Here is a 26811-nt window from a genome sequence, read left to right as displayed (position 1 = left end):
AGAACCGCCGCCGGGTGGACGAGGAACGGCAGGAGTTACAGACCCTTGTATCGGATATTTCCCATCAGGTGAAAACGCCGGTAAGCAATCTGAAAATGGCGACGGACACCCTGCTGGAAAAGCCCATGACCGAGGCGGAGCGCACCGACTTTATCCGGGGAATCCGCAGCCAGACGGATAAGCTGGACTTTCTCTTTCAGGCCCTTGTGAAAACCTCACGGCTGGAAACGGGCGTGATCCAGTTGGATAAGAAACCGGGTCGCCTCTTTGATACCGTGGCGCAGGCCATGAGTGGGATTGTGTATGCAGCGGAGAAAAAGGAAATCGCTGTGTCCGTGGACTGCCCGGAGGATTTGACCGTTTTCCATGACAGCAAGTGGACATCCGAAGCCCTCTTTAACCTGCTGGACAATGCAGTGAAGTACACCCCGGCAGGCGGGAAAATCGCCGTGTCAGTGGTGCTGTGGGAAATGTATGTGGAGGTCAAAGTGACCGACACCGGCAAGGGCATTTCCGAAAGCAATCAGGCTGCCATCTTCCGGCGCTTCTATCGTGAGGAAGAAGTACACGAACAGCAGGGCGTGGGCATTGGCCTGTATCTGGCCCGCGAGATCGTAACGCGGCAAGGCGGCTATATCAAAGTGGTTTCGGAGCCGGGCAAGGGTTCAGAATTTTCCATTATGCTGCCGACAAAATAGAATGCGGCGGACGGTCATTCTCGGCTGCCCGCCGTAAGTCTTTTCGCAACAGTGTGCCGATAAAGCTGCCAGTGGCAGTTTTTCGGCGGAAATGTCCGAGCGTTGTAACATTTCACCCCCGATTTTCAATGAAATTTTTTGGCCGCTGTAACATTTCGCGGACATTTGGGTTTTACAATAGCCTTATCAACAGGCAGAAAGCCTTGAAAGGAGTTTTGAGTATGAGAATTTTACAGACTATCGACCTGAAAAAGTATTACGGTACAGAGCCGAATATCACCCGCGCCCTTGACGGCGTGAACTTCTCTGTAAATGACGGCGAATTTGTGGCCGTTGTGGGAACCTCCGGCAGCGGCAAGTCCACCCTGCTTCACATGATGGGCGGGCTGGACACCCCTACTTCCGGCAATGTGATTGTCCGGGACAAAGAGCTGTCGAAAATGAACGACGAACAGCTTACCATCTTCCGCCGCCGCAACATCGGCTTTATCTTCCAGAACTATAACCTTGTTCCTATCCTGAATGTGTATGAGAACATCGTCCTGCCGGTGGAGCTGGACGGGGACACGGTGGATCAGAAGTTTTTGGACGAGATCGTTCACCTGCTGGGGCTGGAAGATAAACTGAAAAATATGCCGAACAATCTTTCCGGCGGCCAGCAGCAGCGTGTGGCTATCGCCCGCGCCTTGATTACCAAACCGGCTATTGTTCTGGCCGACGAGCCAACCGGCAACCTTGATAGCAAGACCAGCGCCGAGGTGCTGGGGCTTATCAAGCGCACCAGTGCAGAGTTCCGGCAAACTGTTGTGATGATTACCCACAACAACGACATTGCCCGCCTTGCAGATCGGATTGTCCGCATTGAGGACGGCAAGATTGTGGAGTAAGGAGGTGGCAGGCTATGACATGGCCTTTTGAGAATGATACCAGCGCCATTACAAAGAAGCTGGCAAAGAAAAGTTTGCAAAGCGAGAAGCGCCGGAATCTGATGGTGGTGATTGCCGTTGCACTGGCGGCGTTTCTAATCTGCTTTACGGGAATTGTGTCTACCTCCCTGACACAAATGCAGCGCAATCAGGTTGTCGATACTTATGAGGCGGTCTGGCTGGGCGTGGAGGAAAACGACATTGAAACCCTGAAAGGACTGCCGGAGTTTGAGCGTGTAGGCGGCTACTATATGCTCGGTGAGGAACTTTCAGAACAGGGCTATCATGCGTCCTATGTGTATTGTGACACACAAATGATGGAGATTACCAAGGCGCAGATGGAGTTATTAGAGGGCCGGGTTCCTGAAAAAGCAAATGAAATTGTCGTAAGCAAATACTTTCTTTCCACCTATGGAAACAATGCCAAGATCGGGGACACTGTGACCTTAGACACCGAGAGTTTTCATGGTGATTATGTCGTTACCGGCATTATGAACAGTGTAAATGAAAAGGAAGCGAATACCTGCGCGATCATTCTTTCCAAAGCTGCCCTAACAGAATGGAATGGGTTTGACCCGGCTGGCTATCGCGCCTATGCCCATTTCAAAAACAGCGATCAGTTGGGTGAGGAGCTGATGACCTCTTATTGCAGGGAGATTGCAGAGGAATATCAGCTTCCTATGCCCAAAATGAACAGTAAGTATTTTGCCTATGCTTCTAAATCCTTTGATTTTGCACTGATGGCAGGTGTGATTGCCCTTGTTCTGATTGGTGGCTATATTGTGATCCAGAGTATCTTCCGTATCTCCATCAATGACAAAATCCAAAGCTACGGGCAGCTTCGGACGATTGGTGCGACACCAAAGCAAATCAAGCGGATTGTAAAGAACGAGGGACGCAAACTCGGCAGTATCGGGATTCTGATTGGCACAGTGCTGGGCGTATGCGGCGGTTTCCTCCTGTTTTCCAAGGGTTTTAACGCTGTTTCCTATGTGGCAACGGTTATTTTAACGCTTATAAGCAGTTGGATCATGGTATCTGTTTCCATCCGTAAGCCGGTGAAAATTGCGGCAGGGATTTCCCCCATTGAAGCCGTCCATTTTACCCCGGCGCAAAAGGACATCCGCAGCCGGAAAAAGAATATCAAGCTCAATCCTGTTTCAATGGGAATTGCAAATTTTAGGCGTGACCGAAAAAAGACCGTTGCTATTGTAGCCTCATTGAGTTTGGGCGGAATTATCCTGCTTGTGGTATCCTCCATTGTTTTGCTGCGCTCACCAGAGGCGCTTGCAAGACAGTTTTTCCCAGACGGCGACTATAAAATTTATTTGGATTCTGAAATGACAGAAGAAAAGGTTATGGCAGCGGGAAATCCATTGAATGAGGAATTAAAGCAGGAAATCTTATCTATTGATGGCGTTACAGATATAATTCCAAGCAGGCAATCTCTCCATGCAACTTATAAAACAGAGATTCATCAAGCTGGTGGTATGTGCGATATGCTGACCGACCAGAATTATGCGGTAGTTGAAGCGGCTCTGACAGAGGGAACCATGCCAACAGATTCCCGTAGTATTGTAATTGACTATAATGTGCTAAAGCAGAATGAGGATATGGGTGTTGGTTCAACGGTTGAGATCTCTTTGGGAGAAGAACAGCCATCCGTTTCTGTTACCATATCGGGGTTATACGCTCCTGCAAAGGTATATTCAGGACATGGCAGGATGCACTTAGATGGGGCAACTCTTTTTGCACCAGAAGCGTTGTTCCACGAACTGCACCCGGAAATCACCTCTTTTGACTATTCATGGAGCATTGTAAATGACCCTAAAAAAACGGACTATGTGGGAGCTGAATTGAAAAATATTGTTGCCAGCCATAGTAATATTGCCTTAGATGAAATCAATACAGTGATTGAATATGAAGAAATGACAAATTCTTTTGCGTTTGGCAGTATGGAGGTACTGTCATGGCTGGTATTTCTCTTTGGCGTTATCAACCTGATTAACACGACACTCTCTAACCAGATCGCCCGAAAGCAGGAAAACAGTATTCTGCGTTCTATCGGCCTAACACAAAAACAGCTATGTAAAATGAACATCTGTGAGGGGCTGTGCTATGCGCTCTTTGCAACATTGGCAACGCTGATCGTTGGGCTTCCGGCTTCCATCTTTGCTTGCAGAAAAATGAGTGTAGGTGCTTTTGCCGGAAATGTAGTGCCTTATCAATTCCCGGTTTTGGAAATGGGGCTGTTCATTCTGGTATTGTTCGGAATGGAGCTGATCTTGTCTGTATGGACAATCCGCAGACAGAAAAAACAATCTCTGATTGAACAAATGCGGGCAATGGAATAACCGTATGGGATCGGCGGGGCGGCGTGTGCTGCCCCGCTTTTTTCGTCATTTCTCAAAGAAATTTTTGAAATGTCCGAGCTTTGTAACAATTCAGCCTGTTTTTCTGTCGAAATCAAAGACGCCTCGGACATTTATAGTTCTTCCAAAAGTTTGATGATAATATTACCATTCATGGAAGAAGCAATCTGTTATTGCAATAATGCGAAATTGACGATAGAAAGTTTTTCATATCTCGGTCAGCTCAACAATTACATTACTCTGCTGATACAGCCAGTCCGTAAATTCTTTCGGGCTGGCCGTTCCTGTTTTTACAGCCTTTTTTCTCTGTAAGGCTTCTTTCTTAAAGTCGGAAAAGGAAGCCTGTATTTTTCCAGACGGTCAGCCGGAAAGCCTGCGGTATTTTTTACCCGGTTTATTTTGTTGCGCCAGTTCTGGCATTCATTTTTATAAAGCAGGTCATAGTTATTTTCTCTTGACCTCTCGTCAAATTCCCGCTTGTTTTGAAGCGCCTGTGCTTTTCGGCACTTGTCGCTGCACAGCTCATACCGCTGGCTCTTTGCCAGAAAATATTTTCCACAGACCTTGCACCGCCGGAAGCAAAGCCCCCAGTCATTCAGCCTGTTCAGATAATAGGTAATCAACGGGTAGAGGGACGCATAGGCAGACACACATTCTTCTGTGCGCCGGTTGTCCGGGAACCAGAGGTCAAGCCGGGTATCTTCTGACGGTGCGCCTTTGAAATAAAGGCTGCCAGCTTGAAATTGTTTCGGTTTTCCTGTCTCCCTGTCAAAGCTCATGGTTTCGTTTTGGAATACCCCGGTCAGTCTGCTCATTTTATCCATGAAGCGGTCACAGGCAGCGTTACGGTCACGGGGTTCTCTGGCAAGCAGATAGCTGTTCCAGATACGGAACGCCACATACATTTTCAGAGGGTCGTTGCTAAGATATTTCTCCCAAAGAAATTCGCTTGCCGCCTGCTCCAGCTCCGGCTGTTTCCATCGGTTGGAGTGGAGAGCTTGCCGCAGCGGAGAAAGCCCGTATAAGTTCCAGTCTCTGTCCGTGTCACGCTCAAAGTTTATCAAAAAAGTTCCCAGTGGGCGTGTCATATCACAAAGCACCTCTGCGTTTTGGCTCCCGTTCAGACGGAAGCGGATCTGCTGTTCTTCCCCAATCAAAATCCGCTCTTTCATTTTCTTCCTGTCCAGCGTCAGGACAAACAAAATCCTCTCAAAACATGGCTCATGCCGTATAAACTGATTCTCCATCCCTATCCCCTGCCTTTGTTTATGGTAATTATATAATTCAGTTATATCCGTTACACTCATGGTATCGCAGAATCATTGTTTTGTCAAGGATAGTACGCTATGATGATTGCGGTTGGTAATTTCGTACCGCACAGTACCTTGACAAGTGAATGACCGTCCAAAAGGGATATGACCGGCAGGAGAAGTGACGCATTCGGCGCACCAATGCAGGGAAACACCGCAGGAATGGGGCAGGAAAACGGCTTTTGGGGAGAACGGCAACAGGAAGCATTTTAACCTATTTGATTTATGGGAGGAACAGAATGAACGATAAAAAGAGATTGAACAGCTACGAGGATTTACCGCTGGTTCTGGATGTGGCGGACATTCAGCGGATTATGGGAATTTCAAGAGCGAGCGCCTATGAGCTGGTACACACACCCGGCTTTCCAGCGTTCCGCAGGGGCAGACTTATCAAGGTCAGCAAAATTGCTTTCTTTGAATGGATGGCAAAAGGCTCCGAAACCGTACCGGGAAGCGACAAATAAGCGTGAGGTATCATTCCCTGACTTGCAATACTGCCGCACTTTCCAAAGGGGCATACAGAGGGAAAAAAACTTAAAAATGATACCGAGACGCTACATCAAAACAGCCTATCTGCGTACATCAGATAGAAACGGAGAAAGGAGCCGGTTATGGCAAGAATGAGTAACAAGCGGCGGTTGGAATGGTCTTTCTTCTTAAATGACCGCAGCCGTATCACTTACAACGAACTGTGCCGGAAATGCCAGCACGAATGTAAACAGAGCTTCCGGGCGGTTGTGGTTGACTGCCCGAAGTATCTTTCCAAGCGTTCCAAGAAAAAGGACAAGACTGCCGGAAACGGCAAAATCCCTTAGGAACTAAGGGCGCACTTCTATACATAGTCTAAAGACCATGTATCGTGCGTCCTGCGGAGCTACCTCTGCCGCTGATAAAATCAGCAATCCGAGGTCTGCGTTCGCTTCGCTCCGACAAGGTGGCTACACCCCCTTGCGCCGCTAAAGCGGCTATCCCCTGTGTACCCGCCGCAAAGAGAAATCCGCTCTGCGGTTTTCCCTTTTCATCGGGTTTTATAGAAGCACTGACACACGGACTGTCTGCGGATGGTCTTTCTTTATCTTATCAGCAAAGGATGTGAGAACATGGAAAAATCTTTGGAACAGTTGAAGCAGGAATATGAAAAAACCACTGTCCTGCTGGAACAGGAAAAACGGAAAATGCAGCGTTTGAAAAACCGGCAGGCGTATCTGGAAAGCGGTTCCCGGAAACAGAGGACGCACCGGCTGATTACCCGTGGGGCAGCTATTGAGAGCATTGCACCACAGACAAAGGAGCTATCCGAAGCGGAATTTTATTCCCTCATGGAAAGCATTTTGAATCTGCCGCAGGCGGAGCATTTCATCCGGTCTGCCACAGAGAACCACGCCCGTATTTCCGGGCAGGAGAAAGGCGGTGACTAAGGATAGCACTTTATCATTTTTCAATCGCACAGATCAAGCGCAGCGCCGGTCAGAGCGCCATTGCCAGCGCAGCCTATCGAGCCGGGGAGCGTCTTTACAGCAGCTACTATGGAGAAGTCAGCGACTACACCAAAAAGGGCGGCGTGATCGCTTCGGAAATCATGCTGCCGCCCCATGCGCCGGAAATATATCTTGACCGGGCGACCCTCTGGAATGCTGTGGAGAACTGCGAGAAACATCCAAAAGCACAGCTTGCCTATTCCTTTGATATTGCCATGCAGAATGAATTGACGCTGGAAGAAAACATGGAGCTGGCGAGGAAGTTCGTACAGGAGCAGTTTGTGACAAAAGGCATGATTGCCGACCTTGCTTTTCACAGCCCGGAGAAAGAGGACGGCGGCATCCCTAACCCGCATTTTCATGTGATGACAACCATGCGCCCTTTGAACCCGGATGGCACATGGGGACAAAAACAGCGTCGGGAATATCTTCTTGATGAAGATGGAAACCGAATCCGGGATAAAAACGGCGATTATATGTTTAACGCTGTCCATACAACAGACTGGCATGAGCCGGAAACGCTGGAACACTGGCGGGAGCAGTGGGCGGCTGCCGTTAATACAAAATTTGAGGAAAAAGGGCTGGATGTGCGTATCGACCACCGTTCCTATGTGCGGCAGGGGCTTGACCTGATACCTACTGTCCACGAGGGAGCTAATGTCCGGCAGATGGAAGCAAAGGGCATCCGCACCGAGAAAGGGGAACTGAACCGCTGGATTAAAGCCACCAACCGGCTCATGCAGGATGTGAGGAAGAAGATCAAAGCCCTGTTTGTCTGGATGGCAGAGGTAAAAGAAGAACTTTCCAAACCGCAGACACCGAGCCTTGCCGACCTGTTGATCGCTTATTACAACCAGCGCAACGCAGGGGCATGGAGCAATAAAGCCAGAACCGGAAACTTAAAGCAGTTTGCCGAAGCCGTCAATTATCTGACGGAAAACAAGCTGCTCACATTAGAGGATTTGCAGGAGCGTCTTTCCTCTGTCAACGAAGAATTTGAAGCGTTAAGCGACTCCATGAAAAAGAAATCTGCCCGGATAAAGGAATTGCAGGAATTGATACGGGAGGGCGAGAATTACCAGCGGCTAAAACCTGTTCATACGGAATTGAACAATATCAAGTTTAAGAAACAGAGGGAGAAATTTGAAACATCCCACGATGCGGAGTTACGGCTGTTTTATGCCGCCCGCCGTATTTTGAAAGAAAAACTGGACGGAAAACCCATTGCCCTGAAAGCATGGAAACAGGAATACGCACAGTTAAAAACAGAGTATGCCGAACTGTCTCCGCAGCACAAGCCACTCCGGGAGGAAGTCATACGGCTACGGCAGGTGCAGAACGCCGTAGATACCGCACTGCGCCGGAGGGAGCAGCCACAGGCAGTACAGAGAAAGAAACATGAGATGGAGCTATGATATAACCGGCAGCTTTACCGCTACCAGTATTTTTATGGAGGGAGCATTTGAATGTATTTGAAGCGGTGAAACAGTCTGTTACCACCCGGCAGGCTGCTTCATTCTATGGAATCCGGGTGGGGAGAAACGGCATGGTCTGCTGTCCATTCCACAATGACCGCACGCCCAGCATGAAAGTGGACAGCCGCTTTTACTGCTTCGGCTGCGGGGCTTCCGGGGATGTGATCGACTTTGCCGCTTTGCTGCATGGATTGGGGAAACGGGAAGCTGCGGTCAGGCTTGCGGAGGACTTCGGCGTTTCCTATGAGAAATCCGGCAATGCGCCGCCAGATAGGAAGCGTCACAACAGGTCACAGCCCCGACAAAAATCAGCGGAGCAGAGATTTCAGGAAACGGAACGGTATTGTTTCCGGGTGCTATGCGATTATCTGCGCCTGCTGGAGCATTGGAAAACAGCACACGCCCCACAGCCGCAGGATGCCATCTGGCATCCTCTTTTTGTGGAGCGTTGCAGAGGATAAGCTACACAGAATACCTTTTGGATATTTTGTTATACGGAGAAATAGAAGAAAAAGCGGCATTGATCGCCGCACAGGGAAAGGAGGTGTTGCGGCTTGAACAGCGAATTTCAGAGCTTGCCGCCGGAAACGCAGGAAGCGGTCAAAAGGACGATGGACACAATGGAACCGGCGCAGACACCGGCAGAAATCCGGGAAACATTAGAGGGGACGCAGAAAGGCGGCGTGAAGAACAGCATCCGAAACTGCCTGACGGTGTTCCAGCGTGACCCTCTGTTTCGCGGGGCGCTGCGCCTGAACCTTTTGACGGAGCAGATTGACATTGTGAAGCCGCTGGGCTGGGAGCGCACCAGTACCACGCTGACCGACATGGACATGAACTACCTGCTTTTGTATCTGGAAGAAAATTATGGGCTTACCAGCGAGAAAAAGGTGCAGAGCGCCATCAAGATTGTTGCCAATGAAAACCGCTACCATCCAGTCAGGGATTACCTGAACAGCCTGCAATGGGACGGCACAGAGCGCATCCGTTACGCCCTGCATCACTTTCTGGGAGCCGATACGGACGAATACACCTATGAAGCCTTGAAACTGTTCCTGATGGGAGCCATCCGGCGGGTATTCAGACCGGGGAGCAAGTTTGAGGTCATGCTCTGTCTGGTTGGTGGTCAGGGAGCCGGGAAATCTACCTTTTTCCGGCTGCTGGCAGGCAGGGACGAATGGTTTTCAGACGATTTGAAAAAGCTGGACGATGAAAATGTGTACCGCAAGCTGCAAGGGCATTGGATTATCGAGATGTCGGAGATGATTGCCACAGCCAACGCCAAGAGTATTGAGGAAATCAAGTCATTCTTAAGCCGCCAGAAAGAAACCTACAAAGTGCCGTATGAGACACATCCGGCAGACCGGCTGCGGCAATGTGTATTTGGAGGGACGACCAACCGGCAGGACTTTTTGCCCCGTGACCGCACCGGCAACCGGCGCTTTCTCCCCGTGACGGTGTACCCGGAACGGGCGGAGGTTCACATACTGGACGATGAAGCGGCGGCGAGGGCGTATATCGAACAGATGTGGGCGGAAGCCATGACGGTTTACCGCAGTGGGAAGTATAAGCTGTCATTCAGCATGGAAATGAACCGATACCTGAACGCCCACCAGCAGGACTTTATGCAGGAAGACACACAGGCCGGCATGATCTACGCCTATTTGGAGGACTACACCGGCGACAGGGTATGTTCCAAGCAGCTTTATGAGGAAGCGCTGGGGAACTTAAATTCCCCGGCAGACTGGGAGACACGGGCAATCTGCGAGATTATGAATACCGGCATTGCGGGCGGCATCATACAGGGCTGGGCAGCCTACAAAAGCCCGAAGCGGTATAAGAAATACGGTTCTCAAAAAGGCTGGGAGCGTGTCAACCAAGCTCCGCCGGAGGGGGACGGTTTTCAGGAAATCACGGAAGAAGAAGCCCGGCAAATGGAACTTCCATTCTGAAAAGCCACCGGTTGACAGTTTGGTTGACGCTTTGGTTGACAGCCGGTTGACGGGGAAAAGCCTGATATTTGGGGCATTTCTCTCCTTTGTCAACCATGTCAACCAAGAAATCAAAGAAAAAGTAAAAAGTAATAATAGAGCGCCTATGGATTGTTTTCAAAGTCTTTTCTGCCGGTTGACACGGTTTGGTTGACACGGAGACAGTCTGCGGCTGTACACCTGTCTGACATTCCCTTGTCGGGCATATTTCATTTATGGAGGTAACTGCCTATGGCAAAAAGCAAAAACGAGAGCAATAACAAAAACAGCGGCACCCTGCTTACCGAAAAAGACGGCACCCAGTATTTTGTCATGGGGAAAGTCCGTATCAAGGTATCGGAGCATTTCGCACAGGATGGGAAGCCGCTTGACAGCCTGCTGGAAGATGTGATCCAGCACGCTGCCGCCGCTTCCTGAAAAAATACGGAATAACGACTGTCAATCAGCCCACGCTTATGATATACTTGTACCAGCGAGTATTGTATAAGCGTGGGTTGTTTCTTTTAGAAGGAGGATTTTTAACCGTGAAACAACCATACAATACAACGATTTATAACACTGCACTATATTTGAGATTGAGCCGTGACGATGAATTACAGGGGGAAAGCGGCAGTATCCAGACCCAGCGCATGATGCTTAGACAGTATGCCGCAGAGCATGGGCTGACCGTTGTAGACGAGTACATTGACGACGGATGGAGCGGGACAAATTTCGAGCGTCCAAGTTTCCAAAGGATGATTGATGACATCGAAGACGGGAAAATCAACTGCGTTGTCACAAAGGACTTATCCCGTCTGGGAAGAAACTATATCCTGACCGGTCAGTACACGGAAATCTATTTCCCCAGCAAGGGAGTACGCTACATTGCCATCAATGACAATGTGGACACCATCAACGGAGAAAGCGAGCTTGCACCGTTCTTAAACATCCTGAATGAAATGCACGCCCGACAGACCAGCAAAAAGGTCAAGGCTGCCATGCACACAAGATTTGCCAATGGCGCACACTATGGAGCCTATGCACCGCTGGGCTATGTAAAAGACCCGGACAAAAAAGGTCATCTTCTGATCGACCCGGAAACACGCTGGATTGTAGAGAAGATTTTTGACCTTGCTGTACACGGGCGTGGAGCCGCCAGCATTACACGGATTCTGGTGGAGGAAAAAGTACCTACCCCCGGCTGGCTGAACTATGAAAGATACGGGACTTTCGCCAATATCTACGCCGGTGCGCCCGCAGAAAAAGCCTATGCGTGGACGATAGCACAGGTCAAGAGCATTTTGAAAGAGGAAACCTACATCGGTCACAGCATTCACAACAAGCAGAGCAACATTTCATTCAAGAACAAGAAAAAGGTGCGGAAGCCGCAGGAAGAATGGTATCGTGTGGAAAATACCCACGAAGCCATCATTTCTGAAGAAGTGTTCCAAAAAGTTCAGGAGCTGATTGCAAGCAGACGCAGGAAACGCAGAAACGGTACGACACAGATTTTCGCAGGATTGATAAAATGTGCAGACTGCGGATGGTCTTTAGCCTATGGGGAAAACAAGCAGAATAAGAACCATACGGGTACTACCATTGCAGCAAGAACGGGCAGGGATTACGCCAGTGTTCCATGCACTATATCCGCTATGATGTACTGTATGCCTATGTGCTTGCAAGACTGCAATACTGGTCTATGCTGGCACAGAAAGACGAGGACAAGCTGCTGAAACGCCTGCTCAATGCCAGCGACAGGGAAAGAAACTCTGCGAAGAAAAAGCAGGCTGCGGAGCTGAAAAAGGCAGAGAAGCGTAAAGCCGAGGTTGACGGGCTGTTTGCTAAAATGTATGAGGACTGGTCTGCCGGACGCATAACCGAGTATAACTTCAATATGCTGTCCGAGAAGTACCAGAACGAGCAAAAGGAGCTTGAAACAAAAATAAGACAGCTTCACGAAACGATGGAAGCCGCCGTACAGACCGCAGCGGATGCTGAAAAGTGGATTGCCCTGATGAAACAGTATGTCAACCCTGTGGAGCTGACCGCCGAACTTCTGAACACTCTAATTGAAAAAATAACCGTCCACGAAGCTGTCAAGGGCGAGGACGGAAGCCGTGAGCAGGAAGTAGAAATCTACTACCGCTTCATCGGCAAAATCGACTGACCTTTCTTTTTTACCCAACAATATCTTTAATTAAGGGAGACGGGCAAGGGCATACCGGATGTATCTTATCTGGAAAATATATGCACAGCCTTGGATGTTACGATCAACGAGTTGCTTTCTGGTCAAAAACTTCCGCCGGAGGAATATCCCCCAAAAGCAGAGGACAATATGCTTTATCTCTTGCAGGAGAATCACGAGACCAAAAAGCAAAACAGAATGTCTCTGCTCCTGGGCGGCATTTTATTGGTATTGGGCTTGGCTGGACTTTTTCCGGTATCGGGATCCAATATGACATGGTATCTTGATCTGCCGTCGCTTTTGGTTCTGGCTTGTATCTGTACGGCACTGACGCTCTTTCCGGAAAAGGACAAAAAGAGAAGTCATACCTTTCTACGAAAGATCGTACTCCCGGTTGGCATATGCGAAAGTCTGATGGCGGTGGTCTGCGTTGTCGGAAACGTGCAGAACATCCCTTTACTGGGAGCTAATCTGGCAGTATGTATCTTGTCTGTCCTATATGCGCTGATTGCCTATCTTGTCCTGTTCGTGCTGGAACAACGTATGCGGTAGAGTCAGGAGTAGAGTTATTCTACGGTTCGTAGGTTTTCTCTACGGTGCCTATTCAGTATGCTTTTATCAAACGAAGGAAACGAGGAGTGATAAAAGATGAAACTGAACAAGGCTGGAATGATGGGATTTTTCTTATGCTTTATGGCGATCATTTTTGGCGTGGCAACCAACGGTGGACTTTCTACGATCGTGCAGTATCTGCACTTGCCATCCTTTATTTTGACGGCGGGCGGCGCCTTGTGTGCGGTGCTTACGACGGCTGATTCCTTTGAAGATTTTGCCTATGGGGCAAAAGGTATCTTGGTTGCATTTCAAAATAAGGAAGAAGATGCCGGGCAGTTGACAAAAACGATCTTGCAAATGTCCGATACCGCGCGAAAAGAAGGTCTGCTGGCATTAGAGGAGACAACGCATGATCTGGGCAATCCCTATCTGGAAAAAGGTATTCGCCTGGTCGTGGATGGCTCCGACCCGGAATTGGTCAGAGATATTATGGAAGCGGAACTGACCCACACCTATGAATGTAACAAAAAACGTGTGAAGTCTGGGAGGATTTTGGCGCCTATGCTCCGGCATGGGGCATGGTCGGCACCCTGATAGGCTGATCAATATGATGAAGACCATGGGATCGGACTCTTCGGCAATCGGTTCCGGTATGTCACTGGCACTGATCACGACCCTGTATGGCTCCATCATTGCCAACTGGATCTGTATTCCCATTGCACGCAAGCTGGAAAAGAGCGGAGCGGCAGAAGCACTTTCCATGGAACTGGTAGTCGAGGGCGTCTTGTCGATCCAGGCAGGGGAAAACTCCCGCATCATCAAAGAAAAACTTTCCGCCATTGTGGAAAATGATGTCATGGACAAGGCGGAGGAAGCTGGGGCTATGGGATGATTGCAAAATGCCATCTTGTCCGCTATGATATTCTTATATTAGGAAAAATAAGGATAGGAAATAGACAATGAAACTGATTTTAGCATCGGCATCGCCGAGAAGAAAAGAATTATTGGAACAGATCGGACTGGAGTTTGAGGTTCGTACCAGTGGAGCCGAGGAGTTCACGACGGCAAGTCAGCCGGGGCAGATCGGACAGGAATTATCCGAGATCAAGGCGCAGGCTGTCTGGGATACTTTGACAGATGCAGAAAAAGAAGACGCCGTGGTGATCGGAGCGGACACCATCGTATGCGTCCGCCAGTCTGCTGACAGCAAGCAGTTGGAACAAGGACAGGAAGAAAAATTCTTTGTTTTGGGCAAACCAAAGGACGAGGCGGATGCCGCGCGTATGCTGCATCTTTTATCCGGTCGTGTTCATCAGGTCTTTACCGGGGTGACGATCTTATCTAAAGAAGGGAAAAAGACCTTTTACGAGTGCACGGATGTGCATGTCGCCAAACTCTCCGATCAGGAAATCGCGGATTATATTGCCACAAAAGATCCGCTGGATAAGGCGGGAGCCTATGGCATACAGGGCATATTTGCAAGATATATCACAGGAATCGAAGGCGATTACAATAATGTTGTGGGACTGCCGGTGGCGTCAGTCTATCATGAGTTAAAGCCATTTTTGATGGAACGAAAATCATATTAGTTTTATAGGATATTTTGGCACATTTTTACATAGGATATATGATAGAATATATCTCAAAATGAAGAGTGCCGCGAAGAAGAAAAATCTGACACATTGCGGTGAGGTTTTTCTTTTTTTGTGTAAAAGAAAGGCACAGTATAAAAGAGGACGGATAAGCAATGCAGGACTATATTACAACATACACAAAGAAACATTTTACCATTATGGAGCCTAAGATGGCGGACATTGATATCAATGACATCGCCCATGCGCTTTCTCTGATGACACGCGCCAATGGGCATTTCAGCCAGTTCTATTCGGTGGGACAGCACTCGGTCGGATGTGCTTATGAGGCGTTGGAGCGCGGCTACAGCGCGCGGGTAGTTTTGGGCTGTCTGCTCCATGATGGCAGTGAGGCTTATATGGCTGACATCACCAGACCCCTCAAGCAGCACATGAGTGCCTATCTTGTGGCAGAGGAAAAACTGCAAAATATGATCTTTGAAAAGTTTTTGGGGCAGTGTCCGTCAGAGGAAGAAATGGCACAGATCAAGTCGGTGGATGATGCCATGCTTTTCCATGAGTTTAAATGTTTTATGAATGAGGAACTGGATATCCCGGAGCATGAGATCTTGACCAGACCGGCTTTTAGTACCAAGCCGTTTGAAGATGTAGAAGAAGACTTTCTTTTGATGTTCCACAAGATCAGCGCCCTGCTGTAGTGTCCCTCAAAAAAATAAAGGAAAATGTCCTTTGGCGCGTAAGAAAGAATAAGAGAGTGTTTATTTTTTGAAAGGACATGACTATGACCATAAGAGAAACCATTGAGGATATGGAGCGTGAAACACTCAGTCCTTATGCAACCTTGAGTGAAAATTCAAGGGGGCGTGATCGGGAGGAACCACAGTGTGACATTCGTCCGGTCTTTCAAAGAGACCGCGACCGAATCTTACATTGCAAGTCTTTCCGTCGTTTGAAAAATAAGACTCAGGTTTTTCTGACCCCAAAGGGCGACCATTACCGCACGCGTATGTCGCATACGCTTGAGGTATCGCAGAATGCCAGGACTATCGGCAAGGCACTCCGCTTAAACGAAGATCTGGTGGAGGCGATCGCACTGGGACACGATCTGGGACACACACCGTTTGGACACGCGGGAGAGCGGACGCTCAACGAACTGTGTCAGGGCGGTTTTGTACATAGCGAGCAGAGCGTGCGTATTGTAGAGCATCTGGAAAAAGACGGCGAGGGACTCAACCTCACATGGGAAGTGCGCGACGGCATCCGCAATCACCAGACCAGCACCATCCCGGCGACACCGGAGGGCAAGATCGTCCGTTTATCCGATAAGATCGCCTATATCAACCATGATATTGACGATGCTATTCGCGGATTGATCCTGACCGAGGATGATATTCCAAAGGAACTGCGCAATACTCTAGGACATACGACAAGAGAACGACTGGATAATCTGATTCATGATGTGATCATGAGCAGTCTGCACAACATTGACATCATGGACAAAGAATGTCGCAATGACTTAGAGCCGATCGCTATGTCTGCGGAAATGGAACAGGCAATGTACGATCTGCGCAAGTTCATGTTTTCCAATGTATATCAGAACCCGGTCGCAAAGGCAGAGGAAGTCAAAGCCCAGCGTATGCTGAGCCAGTTGTTTGAATATTACATGGAACATATAGACCAACTGCCAATGAAATATACGCGCATGATCGAGGAAGGGCATGAGGCAAAAGACCGTGTGGTCTGCGATTATATTGCCGGTATGACGGATCAGTATGCCGTTACCAAGTTCAACGAATTTTTCATGCCGCTATCATGGCAAGTAGACGGATACTAATGGAAAAGAGGCAAAACTATGCCATATTATGATAACGATACCATCGAGGAAGTGCGTTCCCGCAATGACATCGTCGATGTGATATCACAATATGTTCATTTACAAAAAAAAGGCTCGTCCTATTTTGGACTCTGTCCTTTTCATAGTGAAAAAACAGGTTCTTTTTCCGTCACGCCGTCCAAGCAGATGTATTATTGCTTCGGCTGTGGCGCGGGAGGCAATGTTTTTACCTTTTTGATGGAGTATGAAAATTTCACCTTCTCGGAGGCAATGGAGGCACTGGCAGACCGCGCCGGGATCGAACTCCCCAAGCAGGAGATGACTTCCGAGACCAGGCGGGAAGCGGATAAGCGAAACATCCTCTTTGAGATCAACAAGGAGGCAGCCAAATACTTTTACAGTCTGCTCCGCAGCGAAAAAGGAAAATTAGCCTACCAATATTTTACCAAAAGAGAATTGTCCCCGGAGACCATGCAAAAGTTTGGTCTGGGCTATTCCGACAAATACAGCAATGATCTATACCAGTATCTGCGCAAAAAGGGCTACACAGATGAAGTCCTAAAGGACAGCGGACTGGTGACCATAGACGAGGCAAGGGGAGCACATGACAAGTTCTGGAACCGTGCCATGTTCCCCATCATGGATGCCAACAATAAGGTGGTGGCATTCGGCGGGCGTGTCATGGGCGATGGAGAGCCCAAATACCTAAACTCCCCGGAGACCATGATCTTTAACAAGAGCCGGACTCTTTACGGTCTGCAGTTGGCAAGGCGGACGAAAAAAGATCAGTTCATCCTCTGTGAGGGCTATATGGACGTGATCGCCCTGCATCAGGCAGGCTTTGACAATGCGATCGCTTCCCTTGGAACGGCTCTGACCAGTGGACATGCCAACATGATCAAGCGGTACGGCAAGGATGTCTATCTAAGTTACGACTCCGATGGCGCGGGAACCAAGGCAGCCCTGCGTGCTATCCCGATCTTAAAAGAAGCCGGAATCACCTGTAAGGTCATCAACATGAAACCGCACAAAGATCCGGATGAGTTTATCAAAGCCTTAGGGGCGGAGGAGTATCAGCACAGGATCGATGAAGCAGAGAATAGTTTCCTTTTTACCATCCGTATTTTGGAGCGCGACTATGACATGAGCGACCCGGAGAGCAAGTCAGCCTTTTACTATGAGGTGGCAAAGCGGATCTTGGAATTCCCGGAAGAACTGGAACGCAACAATTATATCGAAGCGATCGCCAGCCGCTATCAGGTTGGTTTTGACAATATGCGCCAGATGGTCAATCATCTGGGAACCAAAGGCGGGATCATCAGTGAGCGTGAGCCGCAGCGGCTCAAGTCCGGTGTACAAAAGAAAAAGACCAGAGAGGACGGCATGATGCAGTCACAGCGTCTGCTTCTGACATGGCTGGTCGAACGGCCGCAGATCTATGCAGCCATCCGGGATTATATCGAACCGGCGGATTTTACCGAGGGCATTTATGAGACAGTGGCGCGGGAACTCTTTACCCAGTTTGCAGAGGGGGGAGAACTCAATCCGGCGCGTATCGTGAGTCTCTTTTCCGATGAGGAGAGCCAGAGGCAGGTGGCAGAGATCTTTAACACAAATGTGCAGGGGATGGAAACCGATGCCGACTGGGAAAAGGCCATCCGCGAGACTCTGGTGCGGATCAAGCAGAACAGCATGGAGCAGAGGCGGCGCAATTTAGACCCTACCGATATGAATGGTCTGAAACAGATCATAGACGATAAACGCAGACTCCAGGAGATGGAGAAATTGCATATTTCCTTTAAATAAGGGCAAAATACATGAGAGAGGATGTAAAAATGGCGAAAAAAAGCGAAAGCACAGTAGAAACACAAGAAGTGGTAGAAGAAAGCGTAAAGACAGAGGAAAAAGCAGAAACAAAGTCCGGCGCAAAGAAGACTACCGCCAAGAAAACGACTGCAAAAAAGAGCAGTAAAAAGACAGAAAATGCTGAAAATGCAAAAGAGGATGAAACCAAAAAGGCAGAATTTCAGAAGAAGTTGGGCGAGTTATTGGAACTTGCCAAAGACAGAAAGAATGTCCTTGAGTATCAGGAGATCAGTGATTATTTCAAAGATATGCAGTTGTTGCCGGATCAGTTCGAGGCAATTTTGGATTTCCTTGAGAAAAACAACATTGATGTCTTGCGTTTACAGGATAATGATGACGACATCATCTTGGATGATGACGATGATGTGGAAGTAGAAAAGATCGACCTTTCCGTACCGGACGGCATCAGCACAGAGGATCCGGTGCGTATGTACTTAAAGGAGATCGGTAAAGTACCGCTTCTTACCGCAGAGGAAGAGATCGAACTTGCAAAGCGTATGGAACTGGGCGATCAGGAGGCAAAGAAGCGTCTGGCTGAGGCAAACCTTCGTCTGGTTGTTTCCATCGCAAAGCGTTATGTAGGACGTGGTATGCTTTTCCTTGATCTGATCCAGGAAGGTAACCTCGGTCTGATCAAAGCCGTAGAAAAGTTTGACTATCGTAAGGGTTACAAGTTTTCAACCTATGCAACATGGTGGATCCGTCAGGCGATCACAAGAGCCATTGCCGATCAGGCAAGAACCATCCGTATCCCAGTGCATATGGTCGAGACCATCAACAAACTTATTCGCGTTTCCAGACAACTCTTGCAGGAGTTGGGACGTGAACCTACCCCGGAAGAGATCGCAGCAGAGATGGATATGCCGGTCGAGCGTGTGCGTGAGATCTTAAAGATCTCCCAGGAACCGGTTTCTTTGGAGACCCCGATCGGTGAGGAAGAAGACTCTCATCTGGGAGACTTCATTCAGGACGACAATGTACCGGTACCTGCGGATGCAGCGACCTTTACCTTATTAAAAGAACAGTTGGAGGAAGTGCTTGGTACACTGACCGAGCGTGAGCAGAAGGTTCTGATCCTTCGTTTCGGTCTTGAGGATGGCAGAGCCAGAACACTGGAAGAAGTTGGTAAGGAATTTAACGTTACCCGTGAGCGTATCCGTCAGATCGAGGCAAAGGCTTTGCGTAAACTGCGCCATCCAAGCCGCAGCCGCAAGTTAAAGGATTACTTAGAGTAATGGCGGTACGTTTATCAAAACGCATGGAGGCATTGGCACACCTGGTCACACCGGGCGGCCGACTTTGCGATGTGGGATGCGATCACGGCTATCTGCCCATCTATCTGGTGCAGGAGCAGATCATTCCGTCAGCCATCGCTATGGATATCGGGGAAGGACCGCTTTTAGCGGCAAAGACCCATATAGCGGAAGTGGGCTTGGAGGATAAGATTCAGACACGCCGTTCGGATGGACTGGCTGCCGCCAGTGCAGAAGAAATCGATACCGTACTGATTGCCGGTATGGGCGGAGGTATCGTCATACATATTTTGACTGAGGGAAGAAAGGTCGCGCAAAGTGTCAAAGACTTGATCTTGCAGCCCCAGTCAGAACTGAAAGAAGTGCGCCGCTTTTTGTGTAATGAGGGCTATGAGATCGTGGATGAGGACATGGTCTTGGAAGATGGTAAATATTATCCCATGATGAAAGTCAGATATGTGCCGGAGACCAAAGCCCGCAGGCAGAGCGTAGCAGAGCATGATTTCCTCTTTGGACCTATGCTTTTGCAAAAAAAGCACCCGGTCTTACATGCTTATCTGCTCCGGGAGGAGCGGATCCAAAAAGAGGTCTTGGAGCGTCTGGCAGGACAAAAGCAGACACCGGCGATCGAAAAGAGGACGCAGGAAGTGCAGGCATATTTGCAGGAGATACAAAAGTGTCTGTGGTAAACAGAAGAAATAAGAGGTGATCTTGCGATGAGAGTGATGGATCTGACAGAGCGGATCGAAAAAGAGATCCCGCGCGAGCAGGCGCTGGATTGGGACAATGTAGGACTTTTGGTCGGAGATAAGGAACAGGAAATCCACAAGGGCTATGTGGCACTGGATCTGACCGATGCAGTCCTAGAACACGCGATAGATTGTGGGGCAGATATGATCCTGACCCACCATCCGCTGATCTTTGACGGCATCAAGCGTGTGAATGCAGATGATTTTATCGGCAGGCGGATCCTGGCACTGGCACAGCACGGCATTGCTTATTATGCCATGCATACCAATTTTGATGTCTGTGTCATGGGTCAGATCGCGGCAGAGCAGTTAGGGCTTATGGATATCGAGGCTTTGGAAGTCACCTCGCCGGAGGATGGCAGGGGCATCGGTTGTCTGGGCAAATTGACGCAGGCGGTCAGTCTTTATGATCTGGCAGAGCGTGTGCGGGATGCCTTTGGACTCTCCCATGTCAAGGTCTTTGGCGATAAGGATCGGATGGTGCAGAGTATCGCCATGTGTCCGGGTTCCGGCAAGAGTGAGATCGGTCTGGCAATAGAAAAAGGAGCAGATGCCTACATTACCGGGGATATCGACCATCATTCCGGGATCGATGCCGTGGCAGACGGACTTTCTATCATTGATGCCGGACATTATGGGATCGAGCACATTTACATGGAATATATGAAGAACTGGCTTGCAAAGGAGGCGGCAGAATTAGAGGTCGTCACAGAGCCTTTTGCAGAGCCTTTTTGGATCGTTACGAGGTGAGAGATATGCAGAAAATCAATGTATGCGTGCAGGGAAAAACTTACCAATATGAAAAAGGCACGACTTTTTTACACTTGGCGCAGGCGTGGCAGGATCAGTATGAGGATGCGATCATCCTGGCTGTCTTTAACAACAAGTTGATCGAACTGGGACAGGTCATACCGGGGGATGGCGACATTGCTTTTCTTACGACCAAGGATAAGAATGGCAGACGCGCCTATCGCAGAAGTGTTGTCTTTTTGATGCAGCGTGCCTTGCAGCAGCTGTATCCGGATGGGACAGAAATTTTGCATGTGGAACATTCTCTGGGAGCAGGCTATTATTGCCGGATGGAGGGCAGGAAGGTCATAGACTCTGCATGGCTGGAGAATTTGAAAAAGGAAATGCTTGCTCTGGTAGAAAAAAATCTTACGATCGAAAAAAAGACCATGAAGACCGAGGATGCCAGAAAACTTTTTGCCAAGTGCGGTATGCAGGATAAGGAACGCCTGATGCATTATCGCTCCAGTTCCAACTGCAATGTCTATGAATTAGATGGCTGTCTGGATTATTTTTACGGCTACATGGCACCAAATACCGGCATGTTGTCCTACTTTGCCCTTTATCCTTACGAGGAAGGCTTTATTTTGCAGTTCCCGGACAAGGTGACGACAGAGGTTGCGCCTTTTGCTCCGGCAAACAAACTCTTTCATGTCATGCAGGCATCCGAGCAGTGGGGCGCAGATATGGGGATTCCTACCGTTGGCGCTTTAAACGATGCTGTCTGTGCAGGAAAGACCAGAGAAATCATCCTGTCGCAGGAAGCCTACATGGAGCGCTGCATCGGTGCGCTGGCAGAGCGTATCGTGGCAGACCCTGACAAAAAGTTTGTCATGATCGCCGGTCCGTCATCTTCCGGTAAGACGACCTTTTCCCACCGTCTGTCGGCACAACTGCGTGCCCTTGGTGTGACACCGCATCCGATTCCACTGGATGACTACTATCTGGATCGGGATCAGATTCCTTTGGATGAGTTCGGGCAAAAGGATTTTGAGTGCATTGAGGGCTTGGATGTGGGGCAGTTCAATGAGGACATGGTGCGCCTTTTAAAGGGTGAGCGTGTGCTTCTGCCGACCTTTAATTTCAAGACCGGTAAGCGTGAATACAAGGATCACTATATGCAGTTGGGCAAACGCGATATTCTGGTGATCGAGGGCATCCATGGACTGAACGAAAAGATGTCCGAATCTTTGCCGAAAGAGAGCAAGTTCAAGATCTACATAAGTGCCTTGACCCAGTTAAATATCGACGAGCACAACCCGCTCTCGACGACCGACGGCAGATTGATCCGCCGTATCGTAAGGGATGCCAGAACCAGAGGCACCAGCGCAAAAGAGACCATTGCTATGTGGGATTCTGTGCGCCGTGGTGAGGAAAAGAACATTTTTCCATTCCAGGAACAGGCAGATGAGATGTTCAATTCCGCGCTCATCTATGAGATGGCAGTGCTAAAGATCTATGCCATGCCGCAGCTTTTGGCGATCGATCAAGACTGCCCGGAATATGCCGAGGCAAAGCGCCTGATCAAATTGCTGGATTATTTTCTGGGGATGCCAGCGGACGATATCTGCAACAATTCCTTAGTGCGGGAATTTATCGGTGGAAGTTGTTTTAACGTTTAAAATAAGATATACTAATTTCATAAAAAAGAAGTAAGATAAGTAATCGCGGCTGCAAATGCTGAAAGGCAGCAGGTGAGGAAAGTCCGGGCTTCACAGGGCAGGATGCCGGATAACGTCCGGTGGAGGTGACTCCAAGGAAAGTGCAACAGAAATATACCGCTGCGGGATTTCCCGTCAGTAAGGGTGGAAAGGTGGTGTAAGAGACCACCGCTTTGCTGGTAACAGCAAGGGTCCCTGTAAACCCCATCCGAAGCAAGACCGAATGGAAACGTATGTGGCCCGCTAGTTTCAGGTTGGTCGCTTGAGGCGATTGGCGACAGTCGTCCTAGATAGATGATTACTCCAGACATAACCCGGCTCATCGTCTTGCTTCTTTTTTGTTATTTATAAGAGATTACATTTGGGGATTGAGATAATTCCCATTCATGTGTATAATTTCAATATATTATTGTGTAGTTTTTACATTCTTGTAGGATTGAGGGGTACTATGAGAGTTGAACGTAAGAGAATGGGGATATGCTCCTTGCAGAAGGAGCAGTGACAGCAGAACAGATCGACGAGGCCTTAGAGGCTTCCAAGCGTGAGGGATCAAGTTAGGGGAAAGTCTGGTCAGACTGGGCTATGTAACGGAGGATACCATTGCGCAGGCGCTGTCCAACCAATTAAAGATCGAACGAGTGCATCTCGCGGAAGAATTTGTTGACGATAGTTTTGTCAAGATGATTCCGGGGGATGTTTTGCGTCGTTACATTATGATCCCGCTCTGCTATGAAAAGGACAATGTCAACCGTGTGCGGGTGGCAATGTCAGATCCTATGGATATGAGAGCCATGGATGAGTTTCAGATCATTACCGGATTGCAGTTAGACCCTGTGATCGCGACGCGTTATGAGATGGAGACAGCACTTGACCGTTATTATGCGGATGCGGATACGGCAAAGGTGCTGGAGAGGTACAAGCGGGAGCATCAGGAGTTAGAAAAGACAGATGAAGCCAACAATACACAGGTGGACAATTCGCCTGTGGTTCTTTTGGTACGTTCTTTGATGCAGCAGGCGGCAAGACAGCATGCCAGTGATATCCATATCGAAGCCATGGAACGAGTGGTACGTGTCAGATTTCGTATCGATGGTGTCTTATATGAGCGCTTCCGTTATGATATCGAGATGCTGCCGGCGATCGTTGCCCGCATCAAGATCATCAGTGGCATGGATATTTCATAAAAGCGTAAGTCGCAAGATGGACGTGTGTCTATGACTGTGGATCACAATGAATTTGATGTCCGTGTGTCTATTTTGCCGACCGTCTATGGCAAAAAATGTGTTATGCGTCTGGCGCAGACCAATGTTTTGACAAAGGATAAGAGCGAACTCGGACTTCGCGGCAGAGCTATCGAGACATTCAACAATCTTCTTAAAAATCCCAATGGTATATTGCTGGTTATCGGACCGACCGGAAGTGGTAAGACAACGACGCTTTATACTGTATTAAATGAATTAAATACACAGGAAGTGAATATCATCACAGTAGAGGATCCGGTGGAGGCAAATCTTGCAGGGGTCAATCAGGTACAGGTCAATCCTAAGGCTGACCTGACTTTTGCCAATGCCCTGCGTTCTATTTTGCGACAGGATCCGGATATCATCATGATCGGTGAGATCCGTGATGGCGAGACTGCCAAGATCGCCGTGCAGGCATCAATCACAGGACACCTGGTAGTCTCTACTTTGCATACCAACAGTTCGGCGGGAAGTATTGTCCGTCTGATGGATATGGGCGTGGAAAATTATCTTTTGGCGGATGCCATTTTTGGTGTTATCGCCCAGCGCCTGGTCAGAAAACTCTGTCCGTATTGCAGACGACCACGGCTGGCAACGGAAGCCGAGAGGGAAGTGCTTTCCATGGCGGGGGAAGATCCTGTGACCATCTACGAACCTTGTGGATGTGACAAGTGCTCCCAGACGGGTTATAGTGGACGCCTGGGTGTCTATGAGATCCTGCGCGTGACACCACGGATCAAGGAATTGATCCACGATCGCGCCTCGGCAGATCAGTTACGAGATACTGCGGTAGCGGAAGGTATGGTGACTTTGCGCAGCAATGCAAGACAATTAGTGCTTGAGGGCGTTACGTCCATGAATGAAATGCTGCGGATCACCTATGAGAATGAGTAGGTGAGCCTATGACAGAGTATAACTATATTGCATTAGATAAAACAGGAAAACAGCAAAAAGGTAGTCTGGTAGCGGAGACAGAGCGTTTTGCTTTGGAGCAGTTGCGAAGCGAGGGACTGTATCCGACCCAGTTGCGGAAGTCTACCTTACTGACCAAAGATCTGGATCTGCATATCGGCAGTAAGGTATCGACCAGGGATATCAGTGTCTTTTGCCGACAGTTTGCCAGTATGCTGGCAGCAGGTGTGCCTATCTTGGAAGCACTGAGCATGTTGGAACAGCAGTCCGAAAACAAGCATCTGGTGGAAGCACTGGGGGATGTCCGGCAGGATATCATGAAGGGAGAGACACTTGCTGTTGCCATGCGCAGACAGGCAGAGGTATTCCCGGAACGCAAGCCCTATACGACAGAGGATACGGTCACCATACGCGCCATGGGCATGCCTTTGTTTGACCTGTATTAGAGGAAGATTTGTAATTGCGCAAAGAGGTATGTCTGTGATGGCTTTTTGATGAAATTATAAACTGGACAAGTGATTTGTAAACAGATTCTAAAATCTTTATTAAATCATTTGTCCTTTTATTGACTTTGCCCTGCAAAATGATAGAGTTAATTTTAAGGAAATGATAGAGCAGAGATTTTTTAGGAGTTTCTGGCTTGGAACGGAGTTGTCATGAGAGAAAAATTGGCTCGTTTTATGGTGGGGAGAAATGGCGCAGATGCGCTTTCAAAGTTCTTTTTATATGTAGCACTGGTACTTGTGATCATCACGATGTTTTCACACAATGCCATCATTTATCTGCTTGCGATCGCATCCTTAGTGTATAGTTATTTTCGGATGATGTCACGCAATGTATCCAAGAGATATTATGAAAATCAACAGTATCTTCGTATGACGGATAAGATCCGAGACAAGTTCCGCGGTGCGTCTGCCAAGGCAAAGTACCAAAAGAGCAAGGCTGTCTATGAGAGAGAGCAGAAAAAGATCTACAAGATCTACTATTGTCCGTCCTGCAAGCAGAAGATCCGCGTGCCAAAGGGCAAGGGCAAGATTATGATCACCTGCCCGAAGTGTAAGATGGAATTTGTCAAGCGTACCTAGTGAGGTTGTTTCATGTTTGGATATATCAATGTTAATCGGAAAGAATTAAATGCAGAAGATGAAAAGACATATCAGGCATATTACTGTGGACTCTGCCGCCAGTTAAAGAATGAGGCTGGGATCAAAGGACAGATGCTTTTGAATTACGATATGACTTTTCTTTTGATCCTTTTGACCGGTCTGTATGAGTTGGAGCATGAGGAGATATCTTACCGCTGTGCCGTGCATCCGGCGGCAAAAAAGACAGCCTATATCAATGCGGCGACGGAATATGCGGCAGCCATGGATATCGTGCTCAGTTATCACAGTCTGCAGGATGATTATGAGGATGAGGGCAGCCATATCAAGCAGGCTATGGCAAAGGCTCTTTTGAAGGATTATAAACGCATCAGCATCCGTTATCCGAGACAGGTGCAGGCGGTAGAAGAATATATGAAAAAACTTGCTGTGGCTGAGAAGGCAAAGGAGTCCAATATTGACATCGTAGCGGGCTATACCGGCGAGATGCTGGGACAGATCTTTCAGTGGAAGCAGGATGAGTGGTCCAAGGATCTGGAGAGCATGGGCTTTTATATGGGCAAGTTTATCTATCTTCTGGATGCCTATGAGGATCTGAAACAGGATCAGAAAAAGGGCAATTACAATCCGCTAGCCTATGTGCAGATGGAGTCCAAGGAAGAATATGAGACTTTTTGTCGTTCCACGCTTACCTGTCTGATGGCAGAGTGCGCAAAATCTTTTGAACGTATGCCTATTTTGCAGCATGCAGAGATCCTGCGCAATATTTTATATTCCGGTGTCTGGACAAAGTACGAATACCTGAAATTAAAAGAGAAAAAGACGAAATCATAGAGTTGGAG

At 48.5% G+C, this 26811-nt stretch carries 23 protein-coding genes, 1 other RNA gene and 4 pseudogenes; 27 read left to right on the top strand and 1 reads right to left on the bottom strand.

Going from position 1 to position 26811, the window contains the following annotated elements; all coding sequences use genetic code 11:
* The 3 genes from DW996_RS12175 to DW996_RS12165 all read left to right on the top strand — a co-directional run.
* Window positions 1-698: sensor histidine kinase (locus tag DW996_RS12175; protein ID WP_147403558.1), on the top strand; the 698-nt coding region annotated here is incomplete at its 5' end.
* Window positions 699-919: 221 nt separating this feature from the next.
* Entirely contained in the window at window positions 920-1585 is a 666-nt protein-coding gene (locus tag DW996_RS12170; protein WP_005927557.1) for an ABC transporter ATP-binding protein, read from the top strand.
* 14 nt (window positions 1586-1599) lie between these two features.
* A complete protein-coding gene (locus tag DW996_RS12165; RefSeq protein WP_110436900.1) occupies window positions 1600-3978 on the top strand; it encodes an ABC transporter permease in 2379 nt (792 codons plus the stop codon).
* Window positions 3979-4203: 225 nt separating this feature from the next.
* On the opposite strand, the pseudogene DW996_RS12160 reads toward DW996_RS12165, so the two are convergent.
* Window positions 4204-5243: pseudogene (locus DW996_RS12160) on the bottom strand (hypothetical protein).
* A 302-nt stretch (window positions 5244-5545) separates the two neighbouring features.
* On the opposite strand from DW996_RS12160, the gene DW996_RS12155 reads away from it, so the two are divergent.
* The 24 genes and pseudogenes from DW996_RS12155 (at window position 5546) to DW996_RS12035 (ending at window position 26803) form a co-directional block, all read left to right on the top strand.
* Entirely contained in the window at window positions 5546-5770 is a 225-nt protein-coding gene (locus DW996_RS12155) for a helix-turn-helix domain-containing protein (protein ID WP_005362423.1), read from the top strand.
* A gap of 147 nt (window positions 5771-5917) precedes the next feature.
* Entirely contained in the window at window positions 5918-6121 is a 204-nt protein-coding gene (locus DW996_RS12150; protein ID WP_004614949.1) for a hypothetical protein, read from the top strand.
* Window positions 6122-6406: 285 nt separating this feature from the next.
* Entirely contained in the window at window positions 6407-6724 is a 318-nt protein-coding gene (locus DW996_RS12140; protein WP_008816380.1) for a DUF3847 domain-containing protein, read from the top strand.
* Between the two features lie 2 nt (window positions 6725-6726).
* Complete coding sequence (gene mobQ, locus DW996_RS12135) at window positions 6727-8199, top strand: MobQ family relaxase (RefSeq protein ID WP_074104019.1); 1473 nt, start codon at window positions 6727-6729, stop codon at window positions 8197-8199.
* A gap of 47 nt (window positions 8200-8246) precedes the next feature.
* Window positions 8247-8986, top strand: a pseudogene (locus DW996_RS12130) (CHC2 zinc finger domain-containing protein).
* Window positions 8871-10211, top strand: coding sequence for a virulence-associated E family protein (locus DW996_RS12125; protein ID WP_118536010.1), 1341 nt, complete (start codon window positions 8871-8873; stop codon window positions 10209-10211). Before DW996_RS12130 ends, DW996_RS12125 begins: the two are co-directional and overlap by 116 nt.
* A gap of 270 nt (window positions 10212-10481) precedes the next feature.
* The gene (locus tag DW996_RS12120; protein ID WP_004849804.1) at window positions 10482-10667 is read left to right on the top strand and encodes a hypothetical protein; all 186 of its coding nucleotides are present in this window, start codon (window positions 10482-10484) and stop codon (window positions 10665-10667) included.
* Window positions 10668-10774: 107 nt separating this feature from the next.
* Window positions 10775-12396 (top strand): annotated as a pseudogene (locus tag DW996_RS12115) (recombinase family protein).
* Window positions 12397-12486: 90 nt separating this feature from the next.
* Window positions 12487-12966 (top strand): hypothetical protein, encoded by a 480-nt coding sequence (locus DW996_RS12110; RefSeq protein ID WP_118536008.1) that lies wholly within the window; start codon window positions 12487-12489, stop codon window positions 12964-12966.
* 96 nt (window positions 12967-13062) lie between these two features.
* A complete protein-coding gene (locus tag DW996_RS12105) occupies window positions 13063-13563 on the top strand; it encodes a hypothetical protein (protein WP_118536006.1) in 501 nt (166 codons plus the stop codon).
* Between the two features lie 13 nt (window positions 13564-13576).
* Window positions 13577-13861 carry a MotA/TolQ/ExbB proton channel family protein gene (locus DW996_RS12100; protein WP_158575327.1) on the top strand — a complete coding sequence of 95 codons (285 nt, stop codon included), beginning with the start codon at window positions 13577-13579 and terminating at the stop codon, window positions 13859-13861.
* Window positions 13862-13928: 67 nt separating this feature from the next.
* Window positions 13929-14558 carry a Maf family protein gene (locus DW996_RS12095; RefSeq protein WP_118536002.1) on the top strand — a complete coding sequence of 210 codons (630 nt, stop codon included), beginning with the start codon at window positions 13929-13931 and terminating at the stop codon, window positions 14556-14558.
* A gap of 158 nt (window positions 14559-14716) precedes the next feature.
* Window positions 14717-15259 carry a phosphohydrolase gene (locus DW996_RS12090; protein WP_118536000.1) on the top strand — a complete coding sequence of 181 codons (543 nt, stop codon included), beginning with the start codon at window positions 14717-14719 and terminating at the stop codon, window positions 15257-15259.
* A gap of 83 nt (window positions 15260-15342) precedes the next feature.
* Entirely contained in the window at window positions 15343-16395 is a 1053-nt protein-coding gene (locus DW996_RS12085) for a deoxyguanosinetriphosphate triphosphohydrolase (protein WP_118281891.1), read from the top strand.
* 18 nt (window positions 16396-16413) lie between these two features.
* Window positions 16414-18201, top strand: coding sequence for a DNA primase (gene dnaG, locus DW996_RS12080; protein ID WP_118535998.1), 1788 nt, complete (start codon window positions 16414-16416; stop codon window positions 18199-18201).
* 29 nt (window positions 18202-18230) lie between these two features.
* Entirely contained in the window at window positions 18231-19496 is a 1266-nt protein-coding gene (gene rpoD / locus DW996_RS12075; RefSeq protein ID WP_243098774.1) for an RNA polymerase sigma factor RpoD, read from the top strand.
* Window positions 19496-20203, top strand: a complete 708-nt coding sequence (locus DW996_RS12070) for a tRNA (adenine(22)-N(1))-methyltransferase (protein ID WP_118535994.1) — start codon at window positions 19496-19498, stop codon at window positions 20201-20203. Before rpoD ends, DW996_RS12070 begins: the two co-directional genes overlap by 1 nt.
* A gap of 27 nt (window positions 20204-20230) precedes the next feature.
* Window positions 20231-21013, top strand: coding sequence for a Nif3-like dinuclear metal center hexameric protein (locus tag DW996_RS12065; RefSeq protein WP_118535992.1), 783 nt, complete (start codon window positions 20231-20233; stop codon window positions 21011-21013).
* Window positions 21014-21018: 5 nt separating this feature from the next.
* Window positions 21019-22674 carry a nucleoside kinase gene (locus tag DW996_RS12060; RefSeq protein WP_118535990.1) on the top strand — a complete coding sequence of 552 codons (1656 nt, stop codon included), beginning with the start codon at window positions 21019-21021 and terminating at the stop codon, window positions 22672-22674.
* 27 nt (window positions 22675-22701) lie between these two features.
* Window positions 22702-23051, top strand: an RNA gene (gene rnpB / locus DW996_RS12055) — RNase P RNA component class A.
* Window positions 23052-23393: 342 nt separating this feature from the next.
* Window positions 23394-24848 (top strand): annotated as a pseudogene (locus DW996_RS12050) (GspE/PulE family protein).
* 8 nt (window positions 24849-24856) lie between these two features.
* On the top strand, window positions 24857-25312 hold the full coding sequence (locus tag DW996_RS12045) for a type II secretion system F family protein (RefSeq protein ID WP_118535988.1): 456 nt from the start codon (window positions 24857-24859) through the stop codon (window positions 25310-25312).
* 210 nt (window positions 25313-25522) lie between these two features.
* Entirely contained in the window at window positions 25523-25951 is a 429-nt protein-coding gene (locus DW996_RS12040) for a BRcat domain-containing protein (RefSeq protein ID WP_118535986.1), read from the top strand.
* 12 nt (window positions 25952-25963) lie between these two features.
* The gene (locus DW996_RS12035; RefSeq protein WP_118535984.1) at window positions 25964-26803 is read left to right on the top strand and encodes a DUF5685 family protein; all 840 of its coding nucleotides are present in this window, start codon (window positions 25964-25966) and stop codon (window positions 26801-26803) included.
* Window positions 26804-26811 lie beyond the last annotated feature (8 nt).

Origin of the sequence: Roseburia sp. AM51-8 (assembly GCF_003478275.1) — a bacterium.
In the GTDB taxonomy this organism is placed as follows: Bacteria; Bacillota; Clostridia; order Lachnospirales; family Lachnospiraceae; genus Pararoseburia; species Pararoseburia lenta.
Note: the sequence above shows the minus strand (reverse complement) of the source record. Positions and strands in the feature narration are given on the sequence as shown.